This is a genomic window from Kordia algicida OT-1 (genome assembly GCF_000154725.1).
GTDB classification, from domain to species: Bacteria; Bacteroidota; Bacteroidia; order Flavobacteriales; family Flavobacteriaceae; genus Kordia; species Kordia algicida.
Window position 1 is genome coordinate 1,464,854 of record NZ_DS544873.1, and the last position, 23,838, is coordinate 1,488,691.

19 protein-coding genes are annotated in these 23,838 nt (G+C 34.9%); 9 read left to right on the plus strand and 10 right to left on the minus strand.

Annotation, left to right across the window (positions count from 1 at the left end; translation table 11 throughout):
• Both KAOT1_RS06155 and KAOT1_RS21930 read right to left on the minus strand, forming a co-directional pair.
• A complete protein-coding gene (locus KAOT1_RS06155) occupies window positions 1–1,008 on the minus strand; it encodes a glycosyltransferase (RefSeq protein WP_193363739.1) in 1,008 nt (335 codons plus the stop codon).
• 110 nt (window positions 1,009–1,118) lie between these two features.
• Window positions 1,119–2,267 (minus strand): eCIS core domain-containing protein, encoded by a 1,149-nt coding sequence (locus KAOT1_RS21930; protein WP_007093881.1) that lies wholly within the window; start codon window positions 2,265–2,267, stop codon window positions 1,119–1,121.
• A 174-nt stretch (window positions 2,268–2,441) separates the two neighbouring features.
• Here KAOT1_RS21930 and KAOT1_RS06165 point away from each other — a divergent pair, with 174 nt between their 5' ends.
• Window positions 2,442–4,814: an AAA family ATPase gene (locus KAOT1_RS06165; RefSeq protein WP_007093882.1), complete on the plus strand. Its 2,373-nt coding sequence runs from the start codon at window positions 2,442–2,444 to the stop codon at window positions 4,812–4,814.
• Window positions 4,815–4,816: 2 nt separating this feature from the next.
• The gene (locus KAOT1_RS06170; protein ID WP_157560061.1) at window positions 4,817–5,707 is read left to right on the plus strand and encodes an HNH endonuclease family protein; all 891 of its coding nucleotides are present in this window, start codon (window positions 4,817–4,819) and stop codon (window positions 5,705–5,707) included.
• Between the two features lie 609 nt (window positions 5,708–6,316).
• Here the strand turns inward: KAOT1_RS06170 and KAOT1_RS06175 are convergent.
• From KAOT1_RS06175 to KAOT1_RS06190, 4 genes are all read right to left on the minus strand, one after another.
• Window positions 6,317–7,591, minus strand: coding sequence for an NAD(P)/FAD-dependent oxidoreductase (locus tag KAOT1_RS06175; RefSeq protein ID WP_007093884.1), 1,275 nt, complete (start codon window positions 7,589–7,591; stop codon window positions 6,317–6,319).
• A 453-nt stretch (window positions 7,592–8,044) separates the two neighbouring features.
• Window positions 8,045–9,052 (minus strand): 4-hydroxyproline epimerase, encoded by a 1,008-nt coding sequence (locus KAOT1_RS06180; protein ID WP_007093885.1) that lies wholly within the window; start codon window positions 9,050–9,052, stop codon window positions 8,045–8,047.
• A gap of 109 nt (window positions 9,053–9,161) precedes the next feature.
• Window positions 9,162–10,745 carry an aldehyde dehydrogenase (NADP(+)) gene (locus tag KAOT1_RS06185; protein WP_040559915.1) on the minus strand — a complete coding sequence of 528 codons (1,584 nt, stop codon included), beginning with the start codon at window positions 10,743–10,745 and terminating at the stop codon, window positions 9,162–9,164.
• A 354-nt stretch (window positions 10,746–11,099) separates the two neighbouring features.
• Window positions 11,100–12,020, minus strand: a complete 921-nt coding sequence (locus tag KAOT1_RS06190) for a dihydrodipicolinate synthase family protein (protein ID WP_007093887.1) — start codon at window positions 12,018–12,020, stop codon at window positions 11,100–11,102.
• A gap of 142 nt (window positions 12,021–12,162) precedes the next feature.
• Between KAOT1_RS06190 and KAOT1_RS06195 the strand changes: the two genes are divergently transcribed.
• Together KAOT1_RS06195 and KAOT1_RS06200 are read left to right on the plus strand one after the other, a co-directional pair.
• Window positions 12,163–13,029 (plus strand): AraC family transcriptional regulator, encoded by an 867-nt coding sequence (locus KAOT1_RS06195; RefSeq protein WP_007093888.1) that lies wholly within the window; start codon window positions 12,163–12,165, stop codon window positions 13,027–13,029.
• A gap of 83 nt (window positions 13,030–13,112) precedes the next feature.
• The gene (locus tag KAOT1_RS06200; RefSeq protein ID WP_007093889.1) at window positions 13,113–13,547 is read left to right on the plus strand and encodes a hypothetical protein; all 435 of its coding nucleotides are present in this window, start codon (window positions 13,113–13,115) and stop codon (window positions 13,545–13,547) included.
• A 203-nt stretch (window positions 13,548–13,750) separates the two neighbouring features.
• Here KAOT1_RS06200 and fusA read toward each other — a convergent pair whose 3' ends face one another.
• Both fusA and KAOT1_RS06210 read right to left on the minus strand, forming a co-directional pair.
• Window positions 13,751–15,823, minus strand: coding sequence for an elongation factor G (gene fusA / locus KAOT1_RS06205; protein WP_007093890.1), 2,073 nt, complete (start codon window positions 15,821–15,823; stop codon window positions 13,751–13,753).
• A gap of 497 nt (window positions 15,824–16,320) precedes the next feature.
• Window positions 16,321–16,755 carry a COG2426 family protein gene (locus KAOT1_RS06210; RefSeq protein ID WP_007093891.1) on the minus strand — a complete coding sequence of 145 codons (435 nt, stop codon included), beginning with the start codon at window positions 16,753–16,755 and terminating at the stop codon, window positions 16,321–16,323.
• 210 nt (window positions 16,756–16,965) lie between these two features.
• Here KAOT1_RS06210 and KAOT1_RS06215 point away from each other — a divergent pair, with 210 nt between their 5' ends.
• The 4 genes from KAOT1_RS06215 to KAOT1_RS06230 all read left to right on the plus strand — a co-directional run bounded on the left by KAOT1_RS06215 (window position 16,966) and on the right by KAOT1_RS06230 (window position 19,571).
• Complete coding sequence (locus tag KAOT1_RS06215; protein WP_007093892.1) at window positions 16,966–17,403, plus strand: DUF1801 domain-containing protein; 438 nt, start codon at window positions 16,966–16,968, stop codon at window positions 17,401–17,403.
• Between the two features lie 29 nt (window positions 17,404–17,432).
• On the plus strand, window positions 17,433–18,047 hold the full coding sequence (locus tag KAOT1_RS06220) for a DUF4919 domain-containing protein (protein ID WP_007093893.1): 615 nt from the start codon (window positions 17,433–17,435) through the stop codon (window positions 18,045–18,047).
• Between the two features lie 350 nt (window positions 18,048–18,397).
• The gene (locus KAOT1_RS06225) at window positions 18,398–19,291 is read left to right on the plus strand and encodes an IS982 family transposase (RefSeq protein ID WP_007093529.1); all 894 of its coding nucleotides are present in this window, start codon (window positions 18,398–18,400) and stop codon (window positions 19,289–19,291) included.
• A 19-nt stretch (window positions 19,292–19,310) separates the two neighbouring features.
• Window positions 19,311–19,571, plus strand: coding sequence for a hypothetical protein (locus KAOT1_RS06230; RefSeq protein WP_007093895.1), 261 nt, complete (start codon window positions 19,311–19,313; stop codon window positions 19,569–19,571).
• A 33-nt stretch (window positions 19,572–19,604) separates the two neighbouring features.
• Here the strand turns inward: KAOT1_RS06230 and KAOT1_RS06235 are convergent, their stop codons facing one another.
• Window positions 19,605–20,270, minus strand: a complete 666-nt coding sequence (locus KAOT1_RS06235) for an HAD family hydrolase (protein WP_007093896.1) — start codon at window positions 20,268–20,270, stop codon at window positions 19,605–19,607.
• 140 nt (window positions 20,271–20,410) lie between these two features.
• Here KAOT1_RS06235 and upp point away from each other — a divergent pair, with 140 nt between their 5' ends.
• On the plus strand, window positions 20,411–21,067 hold the full coding sequence (gene upp / locus KAOT1_RS06240; protein WP_007093897.1) for a uracil phosphoribosyltransferase: 657 nt from the start codon (window positions 20,411–20,413) through the stop codon (window positions 21,065–21,067).
• A gap of 715 nt (window positions 21,068–21,782) precedes the next feature.
• On the opposite strand, the gene KAOT1_RS06245 is transcribed toward upp, so the two are convergent.
• Complete coding sequence (locus tag KAOT1_RS06245; RefSeq protein WP_007093898.1) at window positions 21,783–23,738, minus strand: endonuclease; 1,956 nt, start codon at window positions 23,736–23,738, stop codon at window positions 21,783–21,785.
• Window positions 23,739–23,838 lie beyond the last annotated feature (100 nt).

Consider the following 23,838-nt stretch of genomic DNA (forward strand, 5'->3'; position numbering starts at 1 on the left):
TTATTTTTTAAAAAATAGTTTTGGAAATCTTTTTTGTGGTTGTTGTTTAAAAATTTTGAGTGCAATTGTCGATTTTAAAAACCCAATTCCATATCCATAAAATTGAATACAGACAGCAACAAGCGACAAAAATGCTATTTTGATACTTTTTGTGGTACGCAAAGCATCTAATAGTATGGCAACAAAATATACGCCATAAGCAATTAAAAACCAATGAAAAGTGAAAAATATACTCAAAAATACAGCAATTAGTAATCCTATGCAGAATACTGTTGGAAACCAATACGTGATTTTTGCCGTTTCGGGATGCCACAAATTTAGAATTGGACGTACCATTCCGAATTTGTTGACTTGAATATGGAACTTTTCCCAAGAAATTCTACGTTTATGATACACAAAAGCTTCAGGAATTAAAACAGTTTCGTAACCTGCATTCCAAATACGAATGGTCAAATCAGGATCTTCTCCAGGATGAATTTGTCCAAAACCTTGTGTTTTTTCAAAAGCTTCTTTCGAAATTCCCATATTAAAACTTCTCGGTTGAAACTTGTTGACAGCTTTTTTTCCACCACGAATTCCGCCAGTTGTCAAAAATGCAGTCATGGCATAACTAATTGCTTTTTGTATGTCAGTAAACGAACTGTGTGCTGCGTCTGGTCCGCCAAAACAAGCTACATATTTTTTTTGCAATGCTTTGGAAACTTCTGATAAATATTGTGGTGGCAGAATACAATCTGAATCAAAAATCAAATAATAATTCCCTTTGGCGCGTTGCATTCCATAGTTTCTGGAATCTCCCGGACCTGAATTTGGCTTGAAGTAATAACTAATATCCAACCGATCTTGGTAAGCATTCACTATATCTTCTGCTGGAATTGAAGAACCATCTTCCACAATAACTACTTCAAAATCATCTTGAAACGTTTGTTTTGAGATACTTTCTAGCAATTCCGCTACCTCATCGGGTCTGTTGAATACAGGAACAATAATGGAGAATTTTATTTGCATGTCGCAAATATAGGCAAACAAAAAAAGCTGTTCAATGAAGAATGATGATTAATCTTAAATATATGCTTGATATTAGATTTATAAATTATGTTGCGAAAAAGCAACTATTATCAAGGAGCTACAATAACATTTGTTCCAATAATATTTTCAATAGTTACATTATTTTTAATTTCTTGAGTAAACACATACTTTACATCTGTAAAATCAAAAATATAATCTACAGAACCATTTCCTGCCGCATCTTTAGTTCGTGTAGATTCATCAAATCCTTCAGTAAGAAATTTTACGGTCTTTGTCGGGTACATTTCTTTTAAAAATTTTTCCTGTATTTCATGTCCTTTTGTATGTGCTGCTATAAACTCTGGACTTGCTGCTGTTAAGCCAGACTTGCTAGTTTCATAATTTGTAATGGCAAAGCGTTCTATCACAAAGTGTAATAACCAACTTTTAAATACATTAGTTGACATTGCAAGCATATCATCTAAATCTACTTCTCCTGATTGTACACTGTCAATAAAAATCCTATCAGAACTATCAATCAACTGTAAAACAACAGATTGACTTGCATTAATGGCACTCAACATCGCTTTGTCATATACATTTTTTGGTATCAATTGCATATACTTTTGGTACAATTCGCCAGCACCATCCATAGCATATATAATTTTTGAACTGTCGTTTATCTTAGCCAAGAATTTAGCTCTTTTTGTAGCTGTGGTACCTTTAATACTCAGTTTTCGTTGCATCGTAGCAGAAGTAGAAGCCTTCGCGCCACGGTATTTAGAAACCGCTTCTCCTCTAGCCGCTTTTGCCCCAAAAGTATCTGCTTCACTTTCCAAATTCTTATCGTCATTAATATTGACACCTTTTTGTAAAACTTTAGTAGGTTTTACAACACCTGCACGTTGTTGTGCTACGTGTGTAAACTCATGACCGATTAAATTTTTTCCTTTGTCAGAATTCGGATTAAACTCACCTAGTGCAAAATGCACTTGTTCTCCTTGTGTATATGCACGTGCATTCATTTGTACGGCTTTTTGTGAATTTGTATGAATAGAAACATTTGAAAAATCTTGCCCAAAAGACGTTTCCATATTGGATTGCACGGCTTTTGGCAAAGCACTATTTTGCTTTTTTGAAAAACTTGAAGACGTAAAATTATTAGTACTTGCTTTTGGCTTTACAAATGAATTCCCGTCTTTTCTCTGTATAATATTATTTGTTTTTTCTTGATTGTCTTGTTTCTTCTTTGCTTTCATACACTGACTTTAAAGAGCTTTTCTTAAGAATTTAATAAAAAAACAAGATATTATTTTGCATAAAATCATCATAGGGGAAAAACACGGTATTTCCTGTCTTTGCTTTAAAGTTTATGAAATATTCACGTACTTTATGTAAGTAAAATAATTTACTACCATAAAAAAAGAACCGTTGTGATAAAAATTGACAGATATAAAATTCAAAAACCCAAATTTTTTCATTCCAAAGAATATGAACGCTTGCAACAAGAAATACGTGATTTTTACGGATTGCATAGAAATTCTCGTTCGCAACGTTCTTATGCTGTTCAATATATGCCTGAGGAAGTCATCAGCGAATTGATGGAATTGTTTGATTATAAATGTGCCTATTGCGAATCGCACTTATTAGGTTTAAAATCTGGATATGAATCGTATTTAGAACGCTTTAGACCTAGCAACAACGCACAAGGTTTTGATAGCAAAGAAATTGACGCCGATCATTATTGGTGGCTTACCTATGACTGGCAAAATTTGTATGCAAGTTGTCACAGTTGCCAACGATTTAAATCGAATGTATTCCCTGTTGAAGGAAAAAGAGCTGCTCTACAAACAAATTATGACGAAATTGCCAAAAAAGAAGATGCTTATTTAATTGATCCATGTGTAGATTTTCCTGAAGAATTTTTTACGTTTAACTTAAAAACATATGAAATTATTCCAAATGAAAAATCAAGTCCGTTAGCGTTCTCAAAAATAAAATTTACGCCTGTGGTTGGCGAAGTCATCAAGCAAAAAGCAGAAGCGACGATTCAAGTTTTAGGTTTGAACCGAAAAGACCTAATTTACGAACGCCAAAACATTGCAGAAGAAACCAAACGTGAAGTTGAAGGCTTACGAAAAGGGATTAAAAACTCACACGCCATTGCCACAGAATGGAATGAAATTTTAGATGGGAAGTCTAAAAAAAATCATTTGGCATTTCGAAAAACACTTCTCAATTATTATATAACGGAAGACAAGGAAATTTATAGTATCCTATATAATCTGTCCGATCAAATACAATCGTATTTAGATCAGCAACAAAACATGCAACAGGAAATTCAGAAACTACAAATACCACCGAATTTTCAGGCACAGGAACAAACAAAAGGCTTTAATGAAAGTCTTCCTGATGATCTTCTAGAAAACTTTATGAATGTTGATGATGAAAAGCCGCGATCATCCAAACAGAAAGAAAAAAAGAAAAAATATAGTAAGTATTTTGCTGATATTCTCAAAAATGTATACCTCGACAAAATTGAGTTGAAAAACTTTAAATGCTTTTCACATCTTGTGTTAGAATTGCCAGGGTATGCCGAAGATACAAGTGCCGAACCTTGGTTGGTATTTTTAGGTGAAAACGGTGTTGGAAAAAGTTCTGTTCTCAAAGCCATTGCCATTGCGCTTATGGGAAAAGAATATTTAGATGTGCTTAAAATTAAAGTTGACGACATCCTAAAATACGGGAAACAAAGCGGTTATATAAAAGTGTATGGTAAAGGAAATGACGAAGTTTTTGAAGTCACTTTTAACAGAAAAACTCAGGAAATTACCGCAAGTGTTGAAACGCCTCCAGCATTTATCATTGGATACGGTTCTACACGTTTGTTGCCTAACGGAAGAAATTTAGAACCCGAAACGGATCACCCAAGTTATTTAAAAGTAAAGAATTTATTTGACGCTTCTGTTTCACTGTCAAATGCAAAAGATTGGTTTTTAAATAGTGACCGAAAAACGTTCGATCAAGTGTCTAAAACCCTGAAAAATTTGTTATTGTTAGACGATTTAGATTCTATCGGAAGAAGTAAAAAAAATAATCAAATATTTATCAAATATCATCACTCTGGCGACAATATTAATATTGACCATTTAAGTGATGGTTACAAATCTATTTTTGCTGTTGCGATTGACATGATTTATACACTGTCGCAGAAAAACGTTGTGTACGAATTGGCAGAAGGAATTGTGCTGATTGATGAAATTGGCACACATTTACATCCACGATGGAAAATGGAAATTGTAGAACGTTTACGTAACACATTTCCAAAAATTCAATTTCTCATCACAACGCATGAACCTTTGTGTTTACGAGGTTTAAAAGAAAATGAAGTTGTGGTTTTAAAGCGTGATTCAGAAAATGCAATTATTGTTTTGAGCGAATTACCAGACCCAAGTAGCTTACGCATCGATCAATTATTAACTTCAGAATATTTTGGATTGAATAGTACGATGGATGTCAAAACCGAGTTGCTCTTTAAAGAATATTATGAGCTGTTGGCTATTGATGAATCTGAACGAAATGACGAACAGAAAGTAAGGCTTGAACAACTCCAAAAAGAAGTAAAAGAATTGAAATACATGCGTTTTGGAAACGACAAGCGCGAAGAAATTATTTATCAAGTTGTAGACGAATTGTTAGCTAAAAACATGCGTAACAAAGACTTGAAAATTGATGTGAAAGATATTAAACAAGAAGCAATTGACAGAGTACGTAATCTTTGGAAAAAATTAGATCAAAAAAAGTAGTTATGATTGCAATTGACCGAAATTCCGTTGAAATTCCAGACATTCTCAAAGATGGAAGCGAAAAGTTGAAAAAAGAACTTGAAGAAGCGATTGCGTACTATTCAGATCCTGCAAATACAAAAGCATTCAAGTTTAAAGTATACAGCAATCCAACAGTGAAAGAAGCACTTATAAAAATGAGCATTGGAAAATGCGCGTATTGTGAAAGTGATATTTTGGTAACGTATGTTGGTGATATTGAGCATTTTCGTCCAAAAGGTGAAATTGAAGAACTAAAAGCCACAGGAAACTCCAAACCAGGTTACTATTGGCTTGCTGCCAATTGGGACAATTTATTATTATCGTGTCGAAATTGCAATCAGAAGTCCAAACAACGAACGGCAAGTGATGATCGATTGAACAGTCTTGGAAAAATGAATCAATTTCCTTTATTTGATGAAACAAAAAGAGCACGGTCTCCAGAAGATAATTTTCAAGAAGAAGAAAAAGTGCGTTTACTGTTAAATCCGTGTATTGAAGATCCAGAAGAATATTTTAAATACAATATCAATTCTGGTGTGATTCAACCAAAAAAACAAGAAGAATTTCCAAAACAACGTGCGTTAGCCTCTGTAAAAGTATTTGGTTTGCAACGTGTTCCTTTGGTACATGCGCGTGCAAAAAAAGCAGTTCAAATTTTAAAACAAATGACACGAGTAGAAAGACGTTACAAAGATTTACTACGTGCTATTGATGATGAAGCGGATGACATTCCTGATCGTCAAGAAGAATTGGATTGGGAAATTGAAGAACTACACAGTTTTTTAAATCCTACAGAAGAATATTTAGGCATGGCGCGACAAATGATTGGCGAATTTATGCAAAAGAATTTTCAATTAGATATTTCTGCTTGACTTCGACTCCACTGAGTCTGTATTTTTTTTTGAATTTACTTCAAACAAAAATTTGGTTTCTCTACTTACAGATTGCTACAGTTTTTAATGTAACAATTTGAAAATTTGAAAATGTATCAATTAGCTTCAAACAATACTCAACTTCTTCTTGGAAAAGCATTTAACAATCAAAACGTAGCATTTTATATAAAATCAAATAATGCTATCAGAAACAACCTTGAATCATTAAATTTTTAAATCCTTGAATTAAGCAAAGCGAAAAAAAGGCATTAGCTTTTGGGAATTAGGTATTAGTCAAGTTCTAAGAGTAATTAGAAATTCAAACTAAAATACGAATATACTTTGAACGACAGCGATACTTAAATTTTAATGTAACAATTTGTTTCAAATAACACTTAATTTCTTCTCAGAAACAACCTTTAATCATTGAATTTTTGAATTGATGAGCGAAGCGATTCCAAAAGCAAAGCGTTTCTAACAGCGAAGCGTGTCCAAAAGCGATAGCGATCTAACAGGCGAAGCCGATCGTATCTAAAAGCAATAACTTTATTCATAAAAGAACATTCTTCTTTATGTATCACAACTTAAAATCGAAACAACCTTAAATCATTAAATTTTTAAATCCTTGAATTGAGCGAAGCGAAATCGTTCCACCTCAAAACCTTCCAATTTCATCGAAGTTGGCTTCACTCCTATCAATTCACTGACCAATTTTCCTGTAGCCGGACCCAAACTCCAACCCATCATGGCGTGACCTGTCGCAACTGTCAAGTTTTGATAATATTGCGTTTTTCCGATATACGGCAAACCATCTGGCGAACACGGACGCAATCCGCAGGCAGCATTTGCAATCGAATTTTCTGGAATTTTCAATCCGTTATAAAAAGTTTCTGCAGCATTTGCAATAGCTTTCACGCGTTTCGGATTGATCTTGTGGTTAATTCCGCCAAGCTCCATCGTTCCTGCAAAGCGTGTAAATCCTTGCATCGGCGTTACGGCAACTTTGGCTTCAGCTAAAATTGTGGGCATCGTAATTCCTGTACTTTCTGTAACATCTATTCGGTAGCCTTTTCCCGCTTGAAGCGGAAGTTGTATGCGTAACTTTTTTGCCAAAATGGAACTCCATGTACCTGCCGAAAGTACAAATTCGTCTGCTTTTAGTGTTCGTTTCGAAGTCTGTACAGCAACAATTTTTTCCTTTTCATACTGTAGATCGGAAATGGGTTCGTTCGTATAAAACTGAACTCCTTTTTGCTTTAAAAAAGCGATCATCTGTGGCATAAAATTCGTTGGTGTCATGTGCGCATCCGAATCAAAATAAATAGCACCTTTAATATTAAAATCTATATTTGGTTCTAGTTTTTTGACTGCTGATTTTGTTAAGTTTTCAACATGCAAACCTTCTTCGATAGCAAGTTTTCCCATGTTCCACTCTGCTTCGCCTTCTTTATCTGTTTGATAACACATCAACAAACCTTTCCGTTCCAAGTGAAAATCGAAATCGCCAGAATTTTGCATGTCTACATACAATTCTCGACTCAACAAATTAATTTCTTTTATCTTCGGAATCGAGCGTGCTACATTTTTTGCTGTCGCCGATTTTTTAAACAACCAAGACCATTTTAAAAAATCGGCTTCCAAGCGTGGTTTTATATAAAACGGACTTGACGAATTTAGCATCCATTTCAAACCTTTGGTAATCATTCCTGGCGCAGCCAACGGAATAATGTGACTTGGTGTGATATAACCTGCATTTACAAAAGAAGCTCCGCTAGAAATATCGCTTTTATCTACAATAGTAACTTGGTGTCCGTCTTGCTGCAAATAATACGCGCAACACAGTCCAATAATTCCGCCACCGATAATGATAATTTCTTTTTTCAAACTCTATATTCTAATTTTTATGTGAAACTGAATCAAGTTCAGTTTGACGCATTTTCTATTTTAAATATCACTTCGAGTAATTCCCAAACACTAATAATCTAAACATTTAACAGCTTCTTTGAAAACGTCTTTGCGAGAATTTGATAAAATTCGTGACAATCTGCAAGTTTCATACTCAATATTGAACTTTCATTTCAGCAAATTACTTCGTCATTCTTCCTCGTAAAGACATTTTATAACTACTTTTACTTCAAAATTAAATATTTAGTATTCGATATTCATTGTGACAAAACATATTGAAGAAAACCAATTGCACTTTGAAATAAATTCAACATTCAAAACTTAACATTCAACATTTCAAAAGAAACAGGTTACTTCGTCATTCTTCCTCGTAAAGACGTTTAAAAGAACTCTCAATACTCAATACTCAATACTAATATCTCAACACTAATATCAAATTACCTGAAAACCAAACGCATACGGATCGTCTTCGTCATCTATAATAATTGTGTTGTAGCCATACACTTTTGCCCAACCTTGAATACTAGGAATAATGGCAGGTTTCCCATCTAATATTGTTTCTTCTTCCACACGACCCACAAATTTTGAACCTATATAACTTTCATGGATAAACTCCTCGCCTAGTTTCAATTTTCCTTTGGCGTGTAACTGTGCCAATCGTGCGGAAGTTCCTGTACCACAAGGACTTCTATCGATGGCTTTATCGCCGTAAAACACGGCATTTCTTCCCGAAGATGTTTCGTCTAGCGGATTTCCAGTCCATAACATATGCGAAACATCACGAATAGTTTCATTTTCTGGATGAATAAATAGGTTTGGATATTTACTGTTAATTCGTTCACGAACCACTTGTGAATATTGAATGATTTTACTCGCTGTAAAGTCATGAATTCCTGAGAAATTTTCCTGCGGATCTACAATTGCATAGTAATTTCCGCCATAAGCGACATCAAAACGAATTTCGCCCAATTCAGGACAATCTACGGTTAGGTTTTCTGCGGCTAAGTAGCTTTTTACATTCGTCAACCGAACCCAATCTACCTTTTTTCCTGTTTGTTGGTATTCAATTTCAACCAAACCTGCTGGCGCTTCCATCCTGATTTTTCCTGCTGTTTTTGGTGTAATCAATCCTTCTTCAATGGCAATAGTGATCGTTCCAATCGTTCCGTGTCCGCACATGGGCAAACATCCTGAGGTTTCTATAAACAGAATTCCAAAGTCATTTTCTGGATGGCTTGGTGGAAAGAGAATGCTTCCACTCATCATGTCGTGCCCGCGTGGTTCAAACATGAGTCCTTTGCGAATCCAATCATATTCATTGAGAAAATGCTGTCGTTTTTCGCTCATATTGGCACCAATTAAGTTTGGGCCGCCACCAGCGACAACTCTGACAGGGTTTCCGCAGGTATGCGCATCAATACAGAAAAAAGTTTTTCTCATAGTAGCTAGCTTTTGGCTGTTAGCTGTTGGTATTTAGCTGTTTGTTGTTTGTTATTTGTTGTTTCATCTCGACTGCGCTCGTTGTGACAGTTGTTTGTAAAAATAATTTTTATAAAGCATCTTTCGTTTCTTGATTGTTTACCAAGCGAAGAATGTTCAATGGATTTTCGTTTTTTAATTCGTTAGGTAATAGTTCATTTGGCCAATCTTGATAACTAAACGGACGTACCCAACGTTTGATAGCATCTCTACCAACTGCCGTAAATCGACTGTCTGTTGATGCAGGATATGGTCCGCCATGTAACATAGCAGGCGCGACTTCCACACCTGTAGGAACTCCGTTAAAAATGATACGTCCTACTCGATTTGATAGCGCATTTATAATATTTGGATGATCGGAAACTTCATTTTCTTCCGAAATGATTGTTCCTGTTAATTGTCCTTCTAAATTTGCGATGATTTCTGCTAATTCTGTTGCATTTTCACATTGAACTATTAATGAAAATGGTCCAAAAACTTCTTCGTGAAGTGTATTGTTTTCCAGAAACGTTTTTCCATCAACCGTGACAACTGCTTGTTGTGCAAAGTTTTCAGTTTCAGGTTTCTCAATAGTTGCAACAGTTTCTACGTGCGTTTGTTGCTGTGCTTCCGTTTTGTTTTTATTGTATGCTTTGTGAATGTTAGGATGCAACATGCATTGCGGCTGTATTTTAACGATTTCTTCTGATAAAGTATTTACAAAATTCGTGAAACCTTCACTTTTTATTCCTAGAATCAATCCCGGATTGGTACAAAATTGCCCTGTTCCAAGTGTGATAGAATTGGCATAGGTTTTTGCCCAAGATGCTGCTTTTGTTTCGAGTGCTTTTGGCAGTAAAACTACAGGATTAATGCTTCCCATTTCAGCAAATACGGGAATTGGTTCTTTTCGTTTTGCAGCTAAGTCAAATAAAGCGCGTCCACCACGAATACTTCCTGTAAAACCTACTCCTTTTATTTTTGGGTGTTTTACCAATGCTTGTCCGACTTCAATTCCACTACTATTTAGATTTGAAAATACGCCATTTGGCATTCCTGTTTTTTCTGCGGCTTTTATAATGGCAGAAGCGACTAATTCGCCTGTTCCTGCGTGCATAGGATGCGATTTTACAATGACAGGACAACCCGAAGCCAATGCCGAAGCCGTATCGCCACCAGCCGTGGAGAATGCTAATGGAAAATTGCTTGCACCAAAAACGACTATTGGACCAATAGGAACCGACATTTTTCGTAAATCGACTCTTGGATTTGGTGTTCGATCTGGTTGCGCAGGATCAATGCGTGCTTCTACCCAAGAACCTTCTTCAACCAATTTGGCAAAGGTTTGCAATTGTCCAATCGTTCTGCCGCGTTCGCCTTTTGCTCTGCCTTCTGGCAATCCTGATTCAGACATGTATGTTTGAATCAATTCATCATCTAAGACTAAAATTTCGTCAGCAATCGTATTTAAAAATGCTGCTTTTTTTGTGCCAGAAATCGTTCTGTAGGTTTTGAAAGCTTCCGAAGCTAAGTGTACGGCTTCTTCAATTTCTTCTGAAGTTGCTTCTGTAAAAACCGTTTCGTTTTCTGAGTTGGTTTTCGGATTGAAGGTTTTGTAAGTTGTAGTTCCTTTGGCGGAAAGTGTGTTTCCTATATAGTTTTTTCCTGTAGTCATATGTTTTGTGTTGTTCACTTTTTGTTGTTTGTTGTTCTTTTCTTTGCTTGTCCAAAGAAAATGAACCAAAAGAAATGGCTCTTTTATAAGGAGTTTTTATTCCTTTTTTAGAAAAGTAATAAAACCGTGACTTAAATCCTAAATCCACTACTCTGCATAAGAGATTTTACTTCAAAATGCATTTCAATTATTTTGAAAAAGTAATGAAATCATAGTTAAAAATTTATTATTCTTATAATTTTTATTACGTCTTTGCGAGCATTTGCAAAAACTCGTGGTAATCAGTTTCTTAAAAAGTAAGATATCATGGTTTTGAACCTCAGTTCTCAATTCTAATATCTCAATACTAATTACTTATAAATACTGTTTGTAATTTGGTAATTTTGGACGTGTTTTTATTCCTTCTTGAAGGATTGATAACACATGTTCTCTTTCTGTTCCTATGAGTGGTAATCTTGGTTCACGCACGTTTTCTGTTCCGATTCCTGTTGCAACTTCTGCTAGTTTGATGTTTTGTACCAATTTCGTATTGATATCTAATTCTAATATTGGTAAAAACCATCTGTAAATTGCGATTGCTTCTTCGGTTTTTCCAGCTTTGGCTAATGCATAAATGGCTACCGTTTCTGCGGGAAATGCACATACTAAACCAGCAACCCAACCTTCTGCACCAATGAGCATACTTTCGAGTGCTAATGTATCAACTCCGCATAGAATTGCCAATCGGTCGCCAAAACGATTTTTGATTCGTGTAATGTTCGAAATGTCTCGTGTAGATTCTTTTACTGCTTGAATGTTTGGACAATCGTTTAGTAGTTCTTCAAACATGTCGAGCGTAACTTCAATTCCATAATCTACAGGATTGTTGTAAATCATAATTGGCAAATCGGTACTATTTGCAACCGATCTGAAATAAGTAACCGTTTCCCTTCCATCTGCTTTGTAACGCATTGGCGGCAACATCATTAATCCGCTAGCACCATCTTCTTTGGCATGTTTGGCAGCTTCTATTGCGGCAACAGTAGATTGTTCTGCAATATTTATAATAACGGGCACTTTTCCAGCAACAATTTTTACGGTTTCACGCACCAACGTGCGTTTTTCGTCTTTGGTTAGTGTACTTGCTTCTCCGAGCGTTCCCCCAAGAATAATTCCATGTACACCAGCTTCAATTTGCGCTTGAATATTTACGGTAAACATTTCTAAATCGAGTTTATCGTCGTCTGTAAATTTTGTCGTTACGGCTGGCATTACGCCTTTCCAATTGATTGTCATGTGTATTGTTTTTTGATATGGTAAAAGTAGTTGACAGTTTTAATTTGAAAATTGTAGAAATTATCCAATTTTAATACTATTTTATCCTAATTATTATTTTTAGTGTAATTTTAGATTAATTTTAGCATATTATTTTGATAGAATGAAAGTTTTACCATTTAAAATACCAAAAGCGGAAAGCGATATTTTGATCGTTCAAGAAGATCGTGGACGTACATTTTATGAGCAATTGCATCAACATGAGGAAATTCAGCTTTCATATATTGTTTCTGGCAAAGGCACATTTATCATTGGTGATACAATTCGTGATTTTCAACCAAATGATGTGTTGTTATTTGGAAGTAATGTGCCGCATGTGTTGAAAAGTGATGTTACTACAGATGAAGATTCGTATATGATTTCGCTGTTTTTTACACATGATAGTTTTGGTGAACATTTTTTTATGCTACCCAAGTTGCAACAGTTACAGAAATTGCTAAATGATGCACGTTTTGGAGTGAAGTTTACTAAACATTCAACCATTGTAAAGTCTTTGTTTGAAGGTGTTCTGCATCAAAATTCGCTACAACAATTCGCTACTTTTTTTGAGATTCTTTCTGTGTTGACACCATCAGACTACGAAACAGTTTCTTCATTTATCAACACAAAAAACTACACAGATGACGAAGGAAAACGCATGAGTGCTGTTTTTGAATTTGTGATGAATCATTTTGACCAAAAGATTATTTTGGAAGATATTGCAACCGTTGCCAATATGACGCCGAATGCTTTTTGTAAGTATTTTAAACAACGAACGAACAAGACTTTTTTTAGGTTTTTGACCGAAGTCCGAATTGAAAATGCTTGCAAGTTTTTGACCAATTCCTCACAGTTATCGATTGCTGAAATTGCGTATTCTTGCGGTTTTTTTAATGTTTCTAATTTTAATCGGAAGTTTAAGGAAATTAAAGGTTTGACGCCTACGAAGTTTCGGAAAAGCTACACTTCGACTCCTCTCAGTGTGCTTTGAGGGTTTTTATGTTTTAATATTATTTTTTTTGCAAAACTTCCATATTTTCTTGAACTTTAAAATCTAAATAGACATGATTCGCTATGACTGTTATTGATGCATTGTATGGAAGTCAGTATTATGATCTGAAAAGCAAAGGGTATGATGTCCAAAAAGGACGTTTGTACGGAAATTTACTATTTGCCGCAACGATTATGATCTACCTTTTTGTGATTGTTATTTTTTGGAGTTTCTTTTCAGAGGATTTTACAAAAGATTTGACACGATTTTTACGAAGTATTTTTGGGAGAAGCACAGGAAAGATGATTGGAAAAGTGATCGCAATTCCTCTGATTGCAATTATTTATTTGATGATTGCACTTTTTTTCGGATCTAAGAAGCAATATGAAAAAAGGTATGAAACGTATGTAAATGCAACTAAAGAAGAAAAAGATAATGCTGTTGGGAAAATGGTAGTGATTTTCGCTGGCGGATTGCTTTTGTTGGTTGTTTTGTCCATTACGAGTTTGTTTTTGTAGAGACAACGAGTGTTACCGATTATTTCTCGATACATCAAATCAAAGATTTGGCACTCGAAGTGACGTCTGGTTTATGATAAAAATTAGATTTATTTAGTGGCAGACTACCGCGTCGCGCACTCCTAGTAGTGACGTTTCAAAGAGTTTCAGAATCATTTTCTAACATAAAAAAACCACCTAATTTCTTAGATGGTTTCTATTGTTTAACAAACTAGCTGTTGTAAGATGTCTTCAGGTACGCGTTTGTAATTTTTCAATTTTAACGTAACTGAACCTTTTCCGCTAGTTAAAGTTCTTAATGACGAAATGTATCCGAAGGTTTGTAGTAACGGAATTTCTGCGGTTACTTTTCTTCGGTTTCCGTTTTCTTTAATCGAAATAATCATTCCACGACGTTTGTTGATGTCCGAAGTGACGTTTCCTAAGTAATCTTCTGGACAGTTGATTTCTGCATCCATAATCGGTTCCAACAATACAGGATTTGCTTGTTTCGCCGCATTTCTGAACGCTGATTTTGCCACTGTTTCAAAGTCTACAGCATTGGAATCTTCATCATGCATTTTTCCATCCAACAAGGTGACTTTCATCGCTTCTATTGGATAGTCTAGCAACACACCCGATTTCATTGCTTCCCGGAATCCTTTTTCAACCGCATTGATGTATTCTTTTGTCAACACGCCGCCTTTTATTTCGTTTTCGAATAGCAAGCCTTTTTCGTCATCAGTTCGCGGTGCTATTGTAAACGTAATTTGAGCAAAGTGTCCGCTTCCACCGGTTTGCTTTTTTAGTAATTCGGTATGTGTTGCCGAACTCGTTAATTGCTCACGGTAGGAAACTTTTGGATTTCCTTTGTTTACGTCAATTTTGTATTCGCTTTTTAGCTTTTCAATACGAACTTCCAAATGCAACTCGCCCATTCCATGGAGTAAGGTTTGTCCTGTTTGGTTGTCGTATGAAGCACGTAACGAAGGATCTTCGTCTAATAATTTCGCCAAAGCGTCCCCAAAATTCTTTTCATCATTTTTAGAAACAGGTTCTATTGCCAAACTGATGACAGCTTCTGAAATTGCTATCGATTCTAATGCAAATGGTTTTTCGAGTTCACATAAAGTATCGCCCGTTTTCACATCTTTTAAACCAATTAACGCCACAATATCACCTGCATTTGCCTGCGTTAATTCTGTGAATTTGTCAGCCTGAATGCTTAGTATTCGACTAACTCTGTTTTTCGCATCCGTTCGTGAGTTTACTACTTGTTCACCAACATTGATGCTTCCAGAATACAACCGAACCATTGCCAATTTTCCAACGTATTTGTCAACGATTACTTTAAAGACAAACGCTGATAATTGTTCGTCTGTCGTACACTGTAACGTTGCCGTTTTATCAGTGATTAAATCAACACCTTCAACCGTTTTTATATCTTGCGGTTTTGGTAAATAATTCGCGACAGCATCCAATAGAGGTTGTACACCAATGTATTTGTATGCTGATCCACATAACATCGGAACGGCTTTTCGCTCCAGCGTAATCGTTCTTATGGAATCATGTAATTCATCCACACCAATAGCTTTATCGTCTAGATATTTTTCCATAATCGCATCATCAAAATTAGCAATTCGTTCTATGAGAATGTTTCGCCATTTTTTAGCCAATTCGATTAGGTTTTCAGGAATTTCCGTTTGTGTAGACGTTTTCCCGAAATCATCTGCATTCCAATACATAGCTTTCATTTCTAGTAAATTAATGATTCCTTTAAAATCATCTGCATCACCAATAGGAATTTGAATTGGTAACGTTGTCGCGCCGAATTCTTCTTCTATTTGCGACAATACTTTGAAATAATCAGCTCCAATTCTGTCCATTTTATTGATGAATCCGATTTTTGGAATTCCGTAACGTTCTGATTGACTCCAAACCGTTTCTGATTGTGATTCTACTCCTGAAGATGCACAAAATAATGCAACTGCACCATCAAGAATACGTAATGAACGTTCTACTTCTATGGCAAAATCAATGTGTCCTGGTGTATCAATAATATTGATTTGATACATTTTTTCATTGTATTTCCAGTTTGCAGAAATTGCCGAAGACGAAATGGTGATTCCGCGTGAAGCTTCTTGCACATCACTATCGGTTACCGTATTTCCATCATCAATATTTCCTGGTTTGTGAATGGTTCCTGTGTAATACAGAATTCGCTCGGTTGTAGTTGTTTTTCCTGCATCAACGTGCGCTATGATTCCTATGTTTCGTATGTCTTTTATTTGTTTCATTTTGTTCTAATTTAATATTTTAAAAAGAGAAAGCCTCCCAAAATTGAGAGGCTTCTTATTAAGTTTATACAATAGCAATCCTCTCCTACGTTTGTAGCATCATTTTTGTTTCTATGATTTTTAATGTAAACATGATGTTTCGGATTTGTTTTTTAAGTTTGATATTGTATCTCGACTGCGCTCGATATGACACACAGTATATAATTTTGATACGTTTTAACAATGCAATTATAATTTGAATTACAAACTTTTATTTAAATACTATTGCTTTTGCCGATTGAAATTGGGTAGAACAAAAAAGACTTTCTAAAAAGAAAGTCTTGCATATATTTTATAGTAAGATTTACTTTTTAGAATACCAATGATGCTCTACCAAAAAACACAGTTCTGATAGCGCCATTTAATGCGATGATGTTAACGTTTGTTGTTCTCATTTTTGTAAAATTCTGTCGCAAACTTATATTTTTATTTTGGAATAAAAAAATGGAAGCGTTTATTTAGTCAAAGAAACTAAAGCCATAATAGAAGGTTACCCACACGATTACTGATGAGAAAAAGATGCCGATAGTGTTTGCAGCAAAGGCTCTTTTTCGCTCAATATTAAACAGATAGGTTGCAATGGTTCCTGCGTACACTCCAGTTCCTGGAATAGGAATCATTACGAATAACATGAGTCCCCAAAAGCCATATTTTTGAATTTTATCTTTTGCTCCTCTTTTGGCTTTTCGAGCAACAAATAATGCGCCTTTTTTATAAAAATGCCAGCGTAGTAAGTATCGATTGATATGATCTAGAAAGAAAATCATGATAGGAAATACCAACACATTTGCCACAAATGCTACCACGAAAATTAGGTAAGGATTTGTATCAGATTTTAGTCCGATTGGAATTCCAACTTTGGCTTCTCCAAAAGGTGAAATACTCCACAACATTGTTATTATAATATCTTCAATCACAGCTTGCTTTTAAAAGAAATGCAAAGCTACATGAATTTGCACTGCGAACAAACTTTCCCTTTGTAAAGTTTTGATAAAATTCACTTAAAAAAACAGGACATAGCTTGTCTATTTTTAAGTTTTTATGTTTTTACTGATTTTGTTTGTAATTCTTTTATCTTTGAGAAGTTTGTAACAGCTTTTTTCATGAAATCAATACGACCGATTCACCCAGATTTTGAACAGTTTTTATTTTTAAAACCACAAAGCTGTATTGATTTGTTTATCGATTTACGAAATTACGTACTAGAATTATATCCAGAGGCAAATGAACTTTTGTATCACACACATGCGCTTACAGCCGTTTTTTCGATTTCAGAAAAGCTTTCGGATGCGTTTTGCATGATTCCGATCTACACTAAACATTTGAATTTAGGTTTTAATAAGGGAACATTGTTGTACGATCCGAAAGAATTATTGGAAGGTACAGGAAAGTTGATTCGGCATATTCCAGTTTCTGATGTTTCAGATTATAGAAATCCTGAGGTAAAAAGTTTATTGAAAGCTGCTATCGATTTGGCTATTTCCGAAGTAAAGAAACCTTCAAACAAAGTAGCGCAGACAATTTCTAAGATTAAAAAGTAATTTTTTACAGTAATAGATATTTATTAAATATGACAGATGATTTTTTCGATTTTTTAGAAGAACCGACTTTAGAGAATTTTTCAAAGGCACGGAAGTGTGTTATTGAAAATGAAAACTACAGTCCATATTCTGACGATATTAAGAATTTAGAACGCTTTTTACAGGAAGAAGCGTATGAAGAAGCGTTGGCTACCAATAATATCAACTTAATTTTGAGTCCGAGAGCACATATGATAAAGAAGTATGCTGCAAAACAGTTAGGAAATGAAGAAGCTGAACAAGCTGAGTATTTTTTAGCACATCGTATTCTGGAAGGTATTCAGTCTACTGGAGACGGTTCAAAAGCGCAACCTTACAAAGTATTGCGTGTGGAAGACGAACGCGATTTTCTTGGGTTTATTGGTGAAACGTTAAAGATGCAATCGCTCGTAAAGGAAGAAAAAACCTATGATTTGATTACAACAGAAAGTGGAAAGTCCATTTACTTTGATATTACAGAATGTTATTTGAAAGTAGCTTCTTTTTCTTTTGAAGATATGATGGATTCTTTGGGAATTGAAGAAGAACTTAAAGATGATTCTAATGAAAATAGTGTTTCTATTCCACCAAAAGTTGAAAAGAAAAAATGGTGGAAGTTTTGGTAGTTTTCTCTTTTATGACTAATTAAAATTAAAAAAAATTGCAAGTCTCCGCCGGAAAAGTTGGAAAATTAAATACTGATGACGACATCATTGAAGATAATTTCAAATAAAATGTCAATTTTTCTTACAAATTTTTCTATATTTACAATTGTATGAAAAGTATTGCATCCTTTCAGAGAGTTGTTTCTTATGTCAGTATTGGCGTATTCTTTTTGGTGACTATTGTTTTTATGACTTCCTATACTTCTAACCTGAGTTCGATTAATATTCAGGATAGTTTTACTACCAAAAAAAGATAGATTTTTAGTAAATTAAAGTGTTGAAATTCAATTTATTAATCTAAAAATCTATCTATGGTTTCTTTTTCTAAAATTACGGAAATATTTTGTATTGTTGATGAATTCTGCAAAGAATATGATCAAATAGTTGATAAATCGCTACTTGGTAATGCTCCCAAACGACCTCCAATAATGTCAAAAAGTGAAATTATTACCATTACAATACTTTTTCATTTAAGTGGTTTTAGAACTTTTAAGCACTTCTATATATTTTATATTCAGAAGCACATGCAGGAAGAATTCCCTAAAACTATATCTTACAACAGATTTGTCGAACAAATGCAAAGTAATTTAATGGCTATGACTTTATTTTTGAAGACTTGTTGTCTTGGTGATTGTACTGGGATTTCTTTTGTGGATTCCACACCTATTAGAGTCTGTAAAAACAAGCGTATCAAACGCAATAAGGTATTTAAAGGAATAGCCAACACTGGAAAGTCTACTATGGGATGGTTTTATGGATTTAAACTTCACATCGTCATAAATGATAAAGGCGAAATCCTAACCTTTACAATTACACAAGCCAGTGAAGATGATAGAACACCACTAAAACAAGAACGATTTTTAGACAAAATATTTGGAAAACTATTTGCTGACAAAGGATATATAGGCAAAGAACTAGCCAAATTACTATTCATTGATGGCGTACAACTGATCACCAATATTAAAAATAATATGAAAAACGCGCTGTTGACAATATCAGATAAAATACTGCTTAGAAAAAGATCCGTAATAGAAACGGTCAACGATGAACTTAAAAATATTTGTCAAGTAGAGCATTCAAGACATAGAAGTTTTGAAAACTTTCTTAGCAATCTAATTGCAGGATTGATAGCTTACAGCTTTTTACCTAAAAAACCACAAATTAGATTTCAGTCAAATAATAGTAATCAAATTTACTTGTTTTAATAATCGAACTCAGGTTTCTATGAAACGAGATCGTGCTACGAATGGTAGATTGTATTGGATTGCAAATTTTTTAGCAGCAGAAAAAGCAGCTACAAACGAATATCCATATGATTTGGAATGTTATGAATATCGTACCGTAGATGGTTGGAAAAATCAGTTGATTTATGAGTGCATTGATGATGGAAAGGATTATGCTTTATTTTCTGTGGGAAAAGATGGAATTCCATATACCGAAGATGATATTCATGCAGAAAAGTATGATTTTTCTAAAGGATATTAGTTTTTTCTTTACTTACGCACAGAATAACAGTCACTATTTCCTTTTAAATACTTCCTGAATTTTATCATACTGAATTTCCGTAAAGTCAGAAATAACCATGTTTGCAATGCTATAATCTTGGTTTTTGGAATGCACACTGTCATAACCGACACAGAAGATTCCTGCGGCATTTGCGGCTTTGATTCCGTTGGTTGAATCTTCAATGACCATACAATTTTCACGCTTGTAACCTGTAGCTTGTGCCGCTTTTTCAAAGATTTCTGGATGTGGTTTGGATTGTTTTAAATCGGCACCACTAAATTTTGCAATGAAGTATTGATTCAAATTAAAACGTTCAAAAACATTATCAATCGTCATCATCGAAGCCGAAGAAGCTAAGACAAGTTTTAAGTCGTTTTCGTAATATTCTTTGATGATGTCCAACACGCCATCAATTAAAGTTAAACTCGGATCGTTGGCAAATAGGTGTTTGAAGTTGTTTCGTTTCAACTGCATCAAGGTTTCTGGAGCTTCCGAAAGGTTGAAATGATCGCACAAACGTTTGCAAATATTGATGGTGGATTGTCCTGTAAAAGATTGATATAACTGTGGAGAAACTTCAATTCCTACCTCATCAAACATTGTATTGTATGCTTTGTGATGTAGCGGTTCTGTATCTACAATTACGCCATCCATATCAAATAAAACTCCTTGTAACATTGTTGTAATTTTTGGCGAATATACTAAAAGTGTGTTGATTTTTCCCTGCTGAAATATTATCGCAAAGTTATGATTATGCTACGGTAAATTTTCAATGTCCACAAAAAAATTAGTACTATTGTACTCTTAATTTTCTTTTTATGACTATTCACGATTTTACTTCACAATCTTCTTTATTAAATCAATTTATTACAGAAATGCGCGATGTTTCTATTCAAAAAGATGCTATGCGCTTCCGCAGAAATATTGAGCGTGTTGGTGAAGTTTTGAGTTATGAATGTAGCAAAGTGCTCGAAAACACCAACGAAACCGTTACAACTCCTTTGGGAACTAAAGACACGATTTTACCTGTAAAAGATGTTGTGATTTGCTCTATTTTACGTGCAGGTTTGCCATTGCATCAAGGAATTTTGAATTATTTCGATCAGGCAGAAAATGCGTTTGTTTCCGCGTATCGCGATCATATTGATGATGGAGACGAGTTTGAGATTGTGGTAAATTATATGGCAACACCTTCGTTAGAAGGAAAAACCTTGTTATTGGTCGATCCGATGTTGGCAACAGGTCGTACGATGAAAAGTGTGTACGATGTGTTGTTGCGACAAGGAACGCCAAAAAATATACATATTATTTCTGTGTTAGGTTCTACAGAAGGTTTGAATTATGTAAAAAAGCACTTTCCAGAAGATACGCATTTGTGGATTGCTGCTGTGGACGATCAGTTGAATTCGCGCGGTTATATTGTTCCTGGCTTGGGCGATGCTGGCGATTTGGCGTATGGAACAAAACGTTCTTAGATTCGCTTTGCTCAATTCAAAGATTTAAAAAATTAAAGATTCAAGGTTGTTTCTCAGAACATTATTTGGTTTTATATTAAATGGTAAGTTTTGATAGTTAAATAATGTGAGTTCGACGTAAGAATTTTAGTTTGAAACCTTTCTTTTCCGCAGTATAGCAGGAGTTTTTCGTTAAAAATTTTCGAAACCTTGGAGAAAATTTAGAAAAACTCATGCGGTTTTAGTTTTTCCCTAAAAGAAAAACTAAAAATACCTCTGGAAAAGTTCCCTTTCTTTTGTTTCTTTTCTTTGGGTAAGCAAAGAAAACGAAAATAAAACCCTGAAAATGAATTATATAGCAGAATTATTTCTAAAATTACTATAAATATAAATTGAATGATTTATATCGAACTGACGTTAAATATGTTTCTAAGATAAATTTTGAGTGTTCTTTGAAACTAATTGATACATTTTCAAATTGCTACATTAATTAAGTTCGCTTTGCTCAATTCAATGATTTAAAAATTTAAAGATTCAAGGTTGTTTCTGAGAACATTATTGAGTTTTATATAAAATGTGAAGTTTTGAATGTTAAATGCATTTCTAAGATAAATTTGAGTACTGTTAGAAACTAATTGATACATTTTCAAATTTTCAAATTGCTACATTAATTAAGTTCGCTTTGCTCAATTCAATGATTCAAAGTTACTACTGTAAATTTGTTTTCATTTTGTAGTTATTCTATCACGATTTTTTTGGTAATTGTTTTTCCGTTGGAAGTAATTTTTGACAGATAGATTCCGCTTTGTAAGTTTAGTGGAATTTGTGCCGTTCCCGAGAATTGACTTGTGAGTAGCTTTCGTCCATCTAAGGAAATGATTTCAAAAGTAGCTTCATCCCGTATGCCAACAATGTTGATGTGTTTTTTTGCTGGATTTGGATATATTTTTATACTATCTGAAGTAAAATCTGCCGTAGATAAAGGTTGTGCCCAAGCAACTCCAGTTTGATTTCCCCAAATATGTTCTACCAATTCTGGATGATCTATGAATGGATTTCTGTTGAACTGCCATGTGTATACTACATTATTGCGATTCATTTCAAAGTCATCTGGCGGATCGTTTCTGTGCCAATCTAATAGAGTAGCCAAATCGCCTAATTGTCCTTGAACTGCAGGAAAACCGTTTTCTATAGACAATCCGTTGTAACGAATAGCCAAGAAAAATACGCTTCGTGCTACGTCTCCGCGAAAGCTTCCCGCTGTTCCTGCTGGTCCTGTGTATTGTCCGTAATGCTGATTTCCTCTTGAACTGTTTTCTGGTCCGTCACTAGCGCGTAACGCGTGTGCGTCTGAGTTTCCGTGGCGTAAAGAGTCTGCTCTTGTTATCCAAAATACATCTCTCCCATCGGCAATATCATCGCCTTCAATACTTCCATATCCAGCTAATGATCTTGGAAATGTATGTTCTCTGTTCCAAGTTCCTGTACTGTTAGAACCTGCTTGTTGATCTAGTTTTGCACGTCCTTGCTCAGTATATACCAACCAAACTTCATTGCTGTTTGCTGGATTTTGGTCTGCTTCTCTCAAAATGTCATATACATCTGCATAGGTTTGTGCGCGCACCGTGTTTACATCTGCAATGATTGCTTGCATTGCATCACGCAACGCATTGTCTGCCAAACCATCCATGGTGTCATAGTAACCTGTTGGTGCAGTACTTGCTACTACGCCAAATGTAGGGTTTAAAGGAGTTCCAAATGGAGCTACCGTAAAGTCATTATCTACTGCACGAATGAGTACGTTGTTATTTAAAATAATATATTCATCCGAGAAATTATCTTGTAGATTGATAATGAGTTCTTCATCACCTTCATCCAACGTATCATCTACTAAAGAAATGGTAGTACTTACTGAAGTTTGTCCCATAGGAATGGTTACCGTTGTGCTTCCTGTAAAATCGGCAGTATTAAAAGTTCCGTTATCGAGCGTAATGGTAAGGTCTAAATCTGAACTTACGGGAGATTCTGTCGTAAAATTAATTGTAAACATTTCGCCTTCGTTGTATTGGTCGTCTGCGACATCAATAGCTATTCCGTTGAGAACAATTCCACTTCCATCATTGAGTTGGCGTGGCGTTGGTGTTCCTGTAAAGTATGTTCCATCAGTTTCGTTACGTTGAATAGAGTTTGTATTGTTGTTTCCGCCTTCGCTGATTTGTTCTGTTAATCCTAGCAAGTTGAGTAATCCAACATCATCTGCTTCTCCAGTATCGTATACAATGGCATCTACTAAGTTTGTTGTGGTTGCTTGTGTTCCTTGCGGAAAATCGAATCCGTTTGCTTGATAGATAGCGACTGCATCTGCCCCATTTTGTATGACATTTGCGCCGATGAGTAATTGCGGTACAGGTGAAACAGTGTTGCTTCCGATGAGTAATAAACCATTGACATCTGTGGTTTGTCCGTCTAAATCTAACGAGAAGTAACTACTATCATTTCCAGAGGTAGAACCATTGAATAGTACTAAAACGTAACCATCTAGAGGAAAATTTGGTGTTTCAGATTTTAATTCGATGAATTCGCCAGTGTCAGTTCCTGGCGTGTCACAATCAATTTCGTTTATTACTACAACTTGACTCAGTGCTATTTGGCTTAAAAACAGCATTAATAGCGTGGGAAATACGTACTTCATTATTCTACTTTTGTCAAAAGTACAATATTAACAGCTTCTAGCGTATTTTTTTGATAGAATTAACAGCAATGAGAAGTTATGATAACATTCTAGTCATACG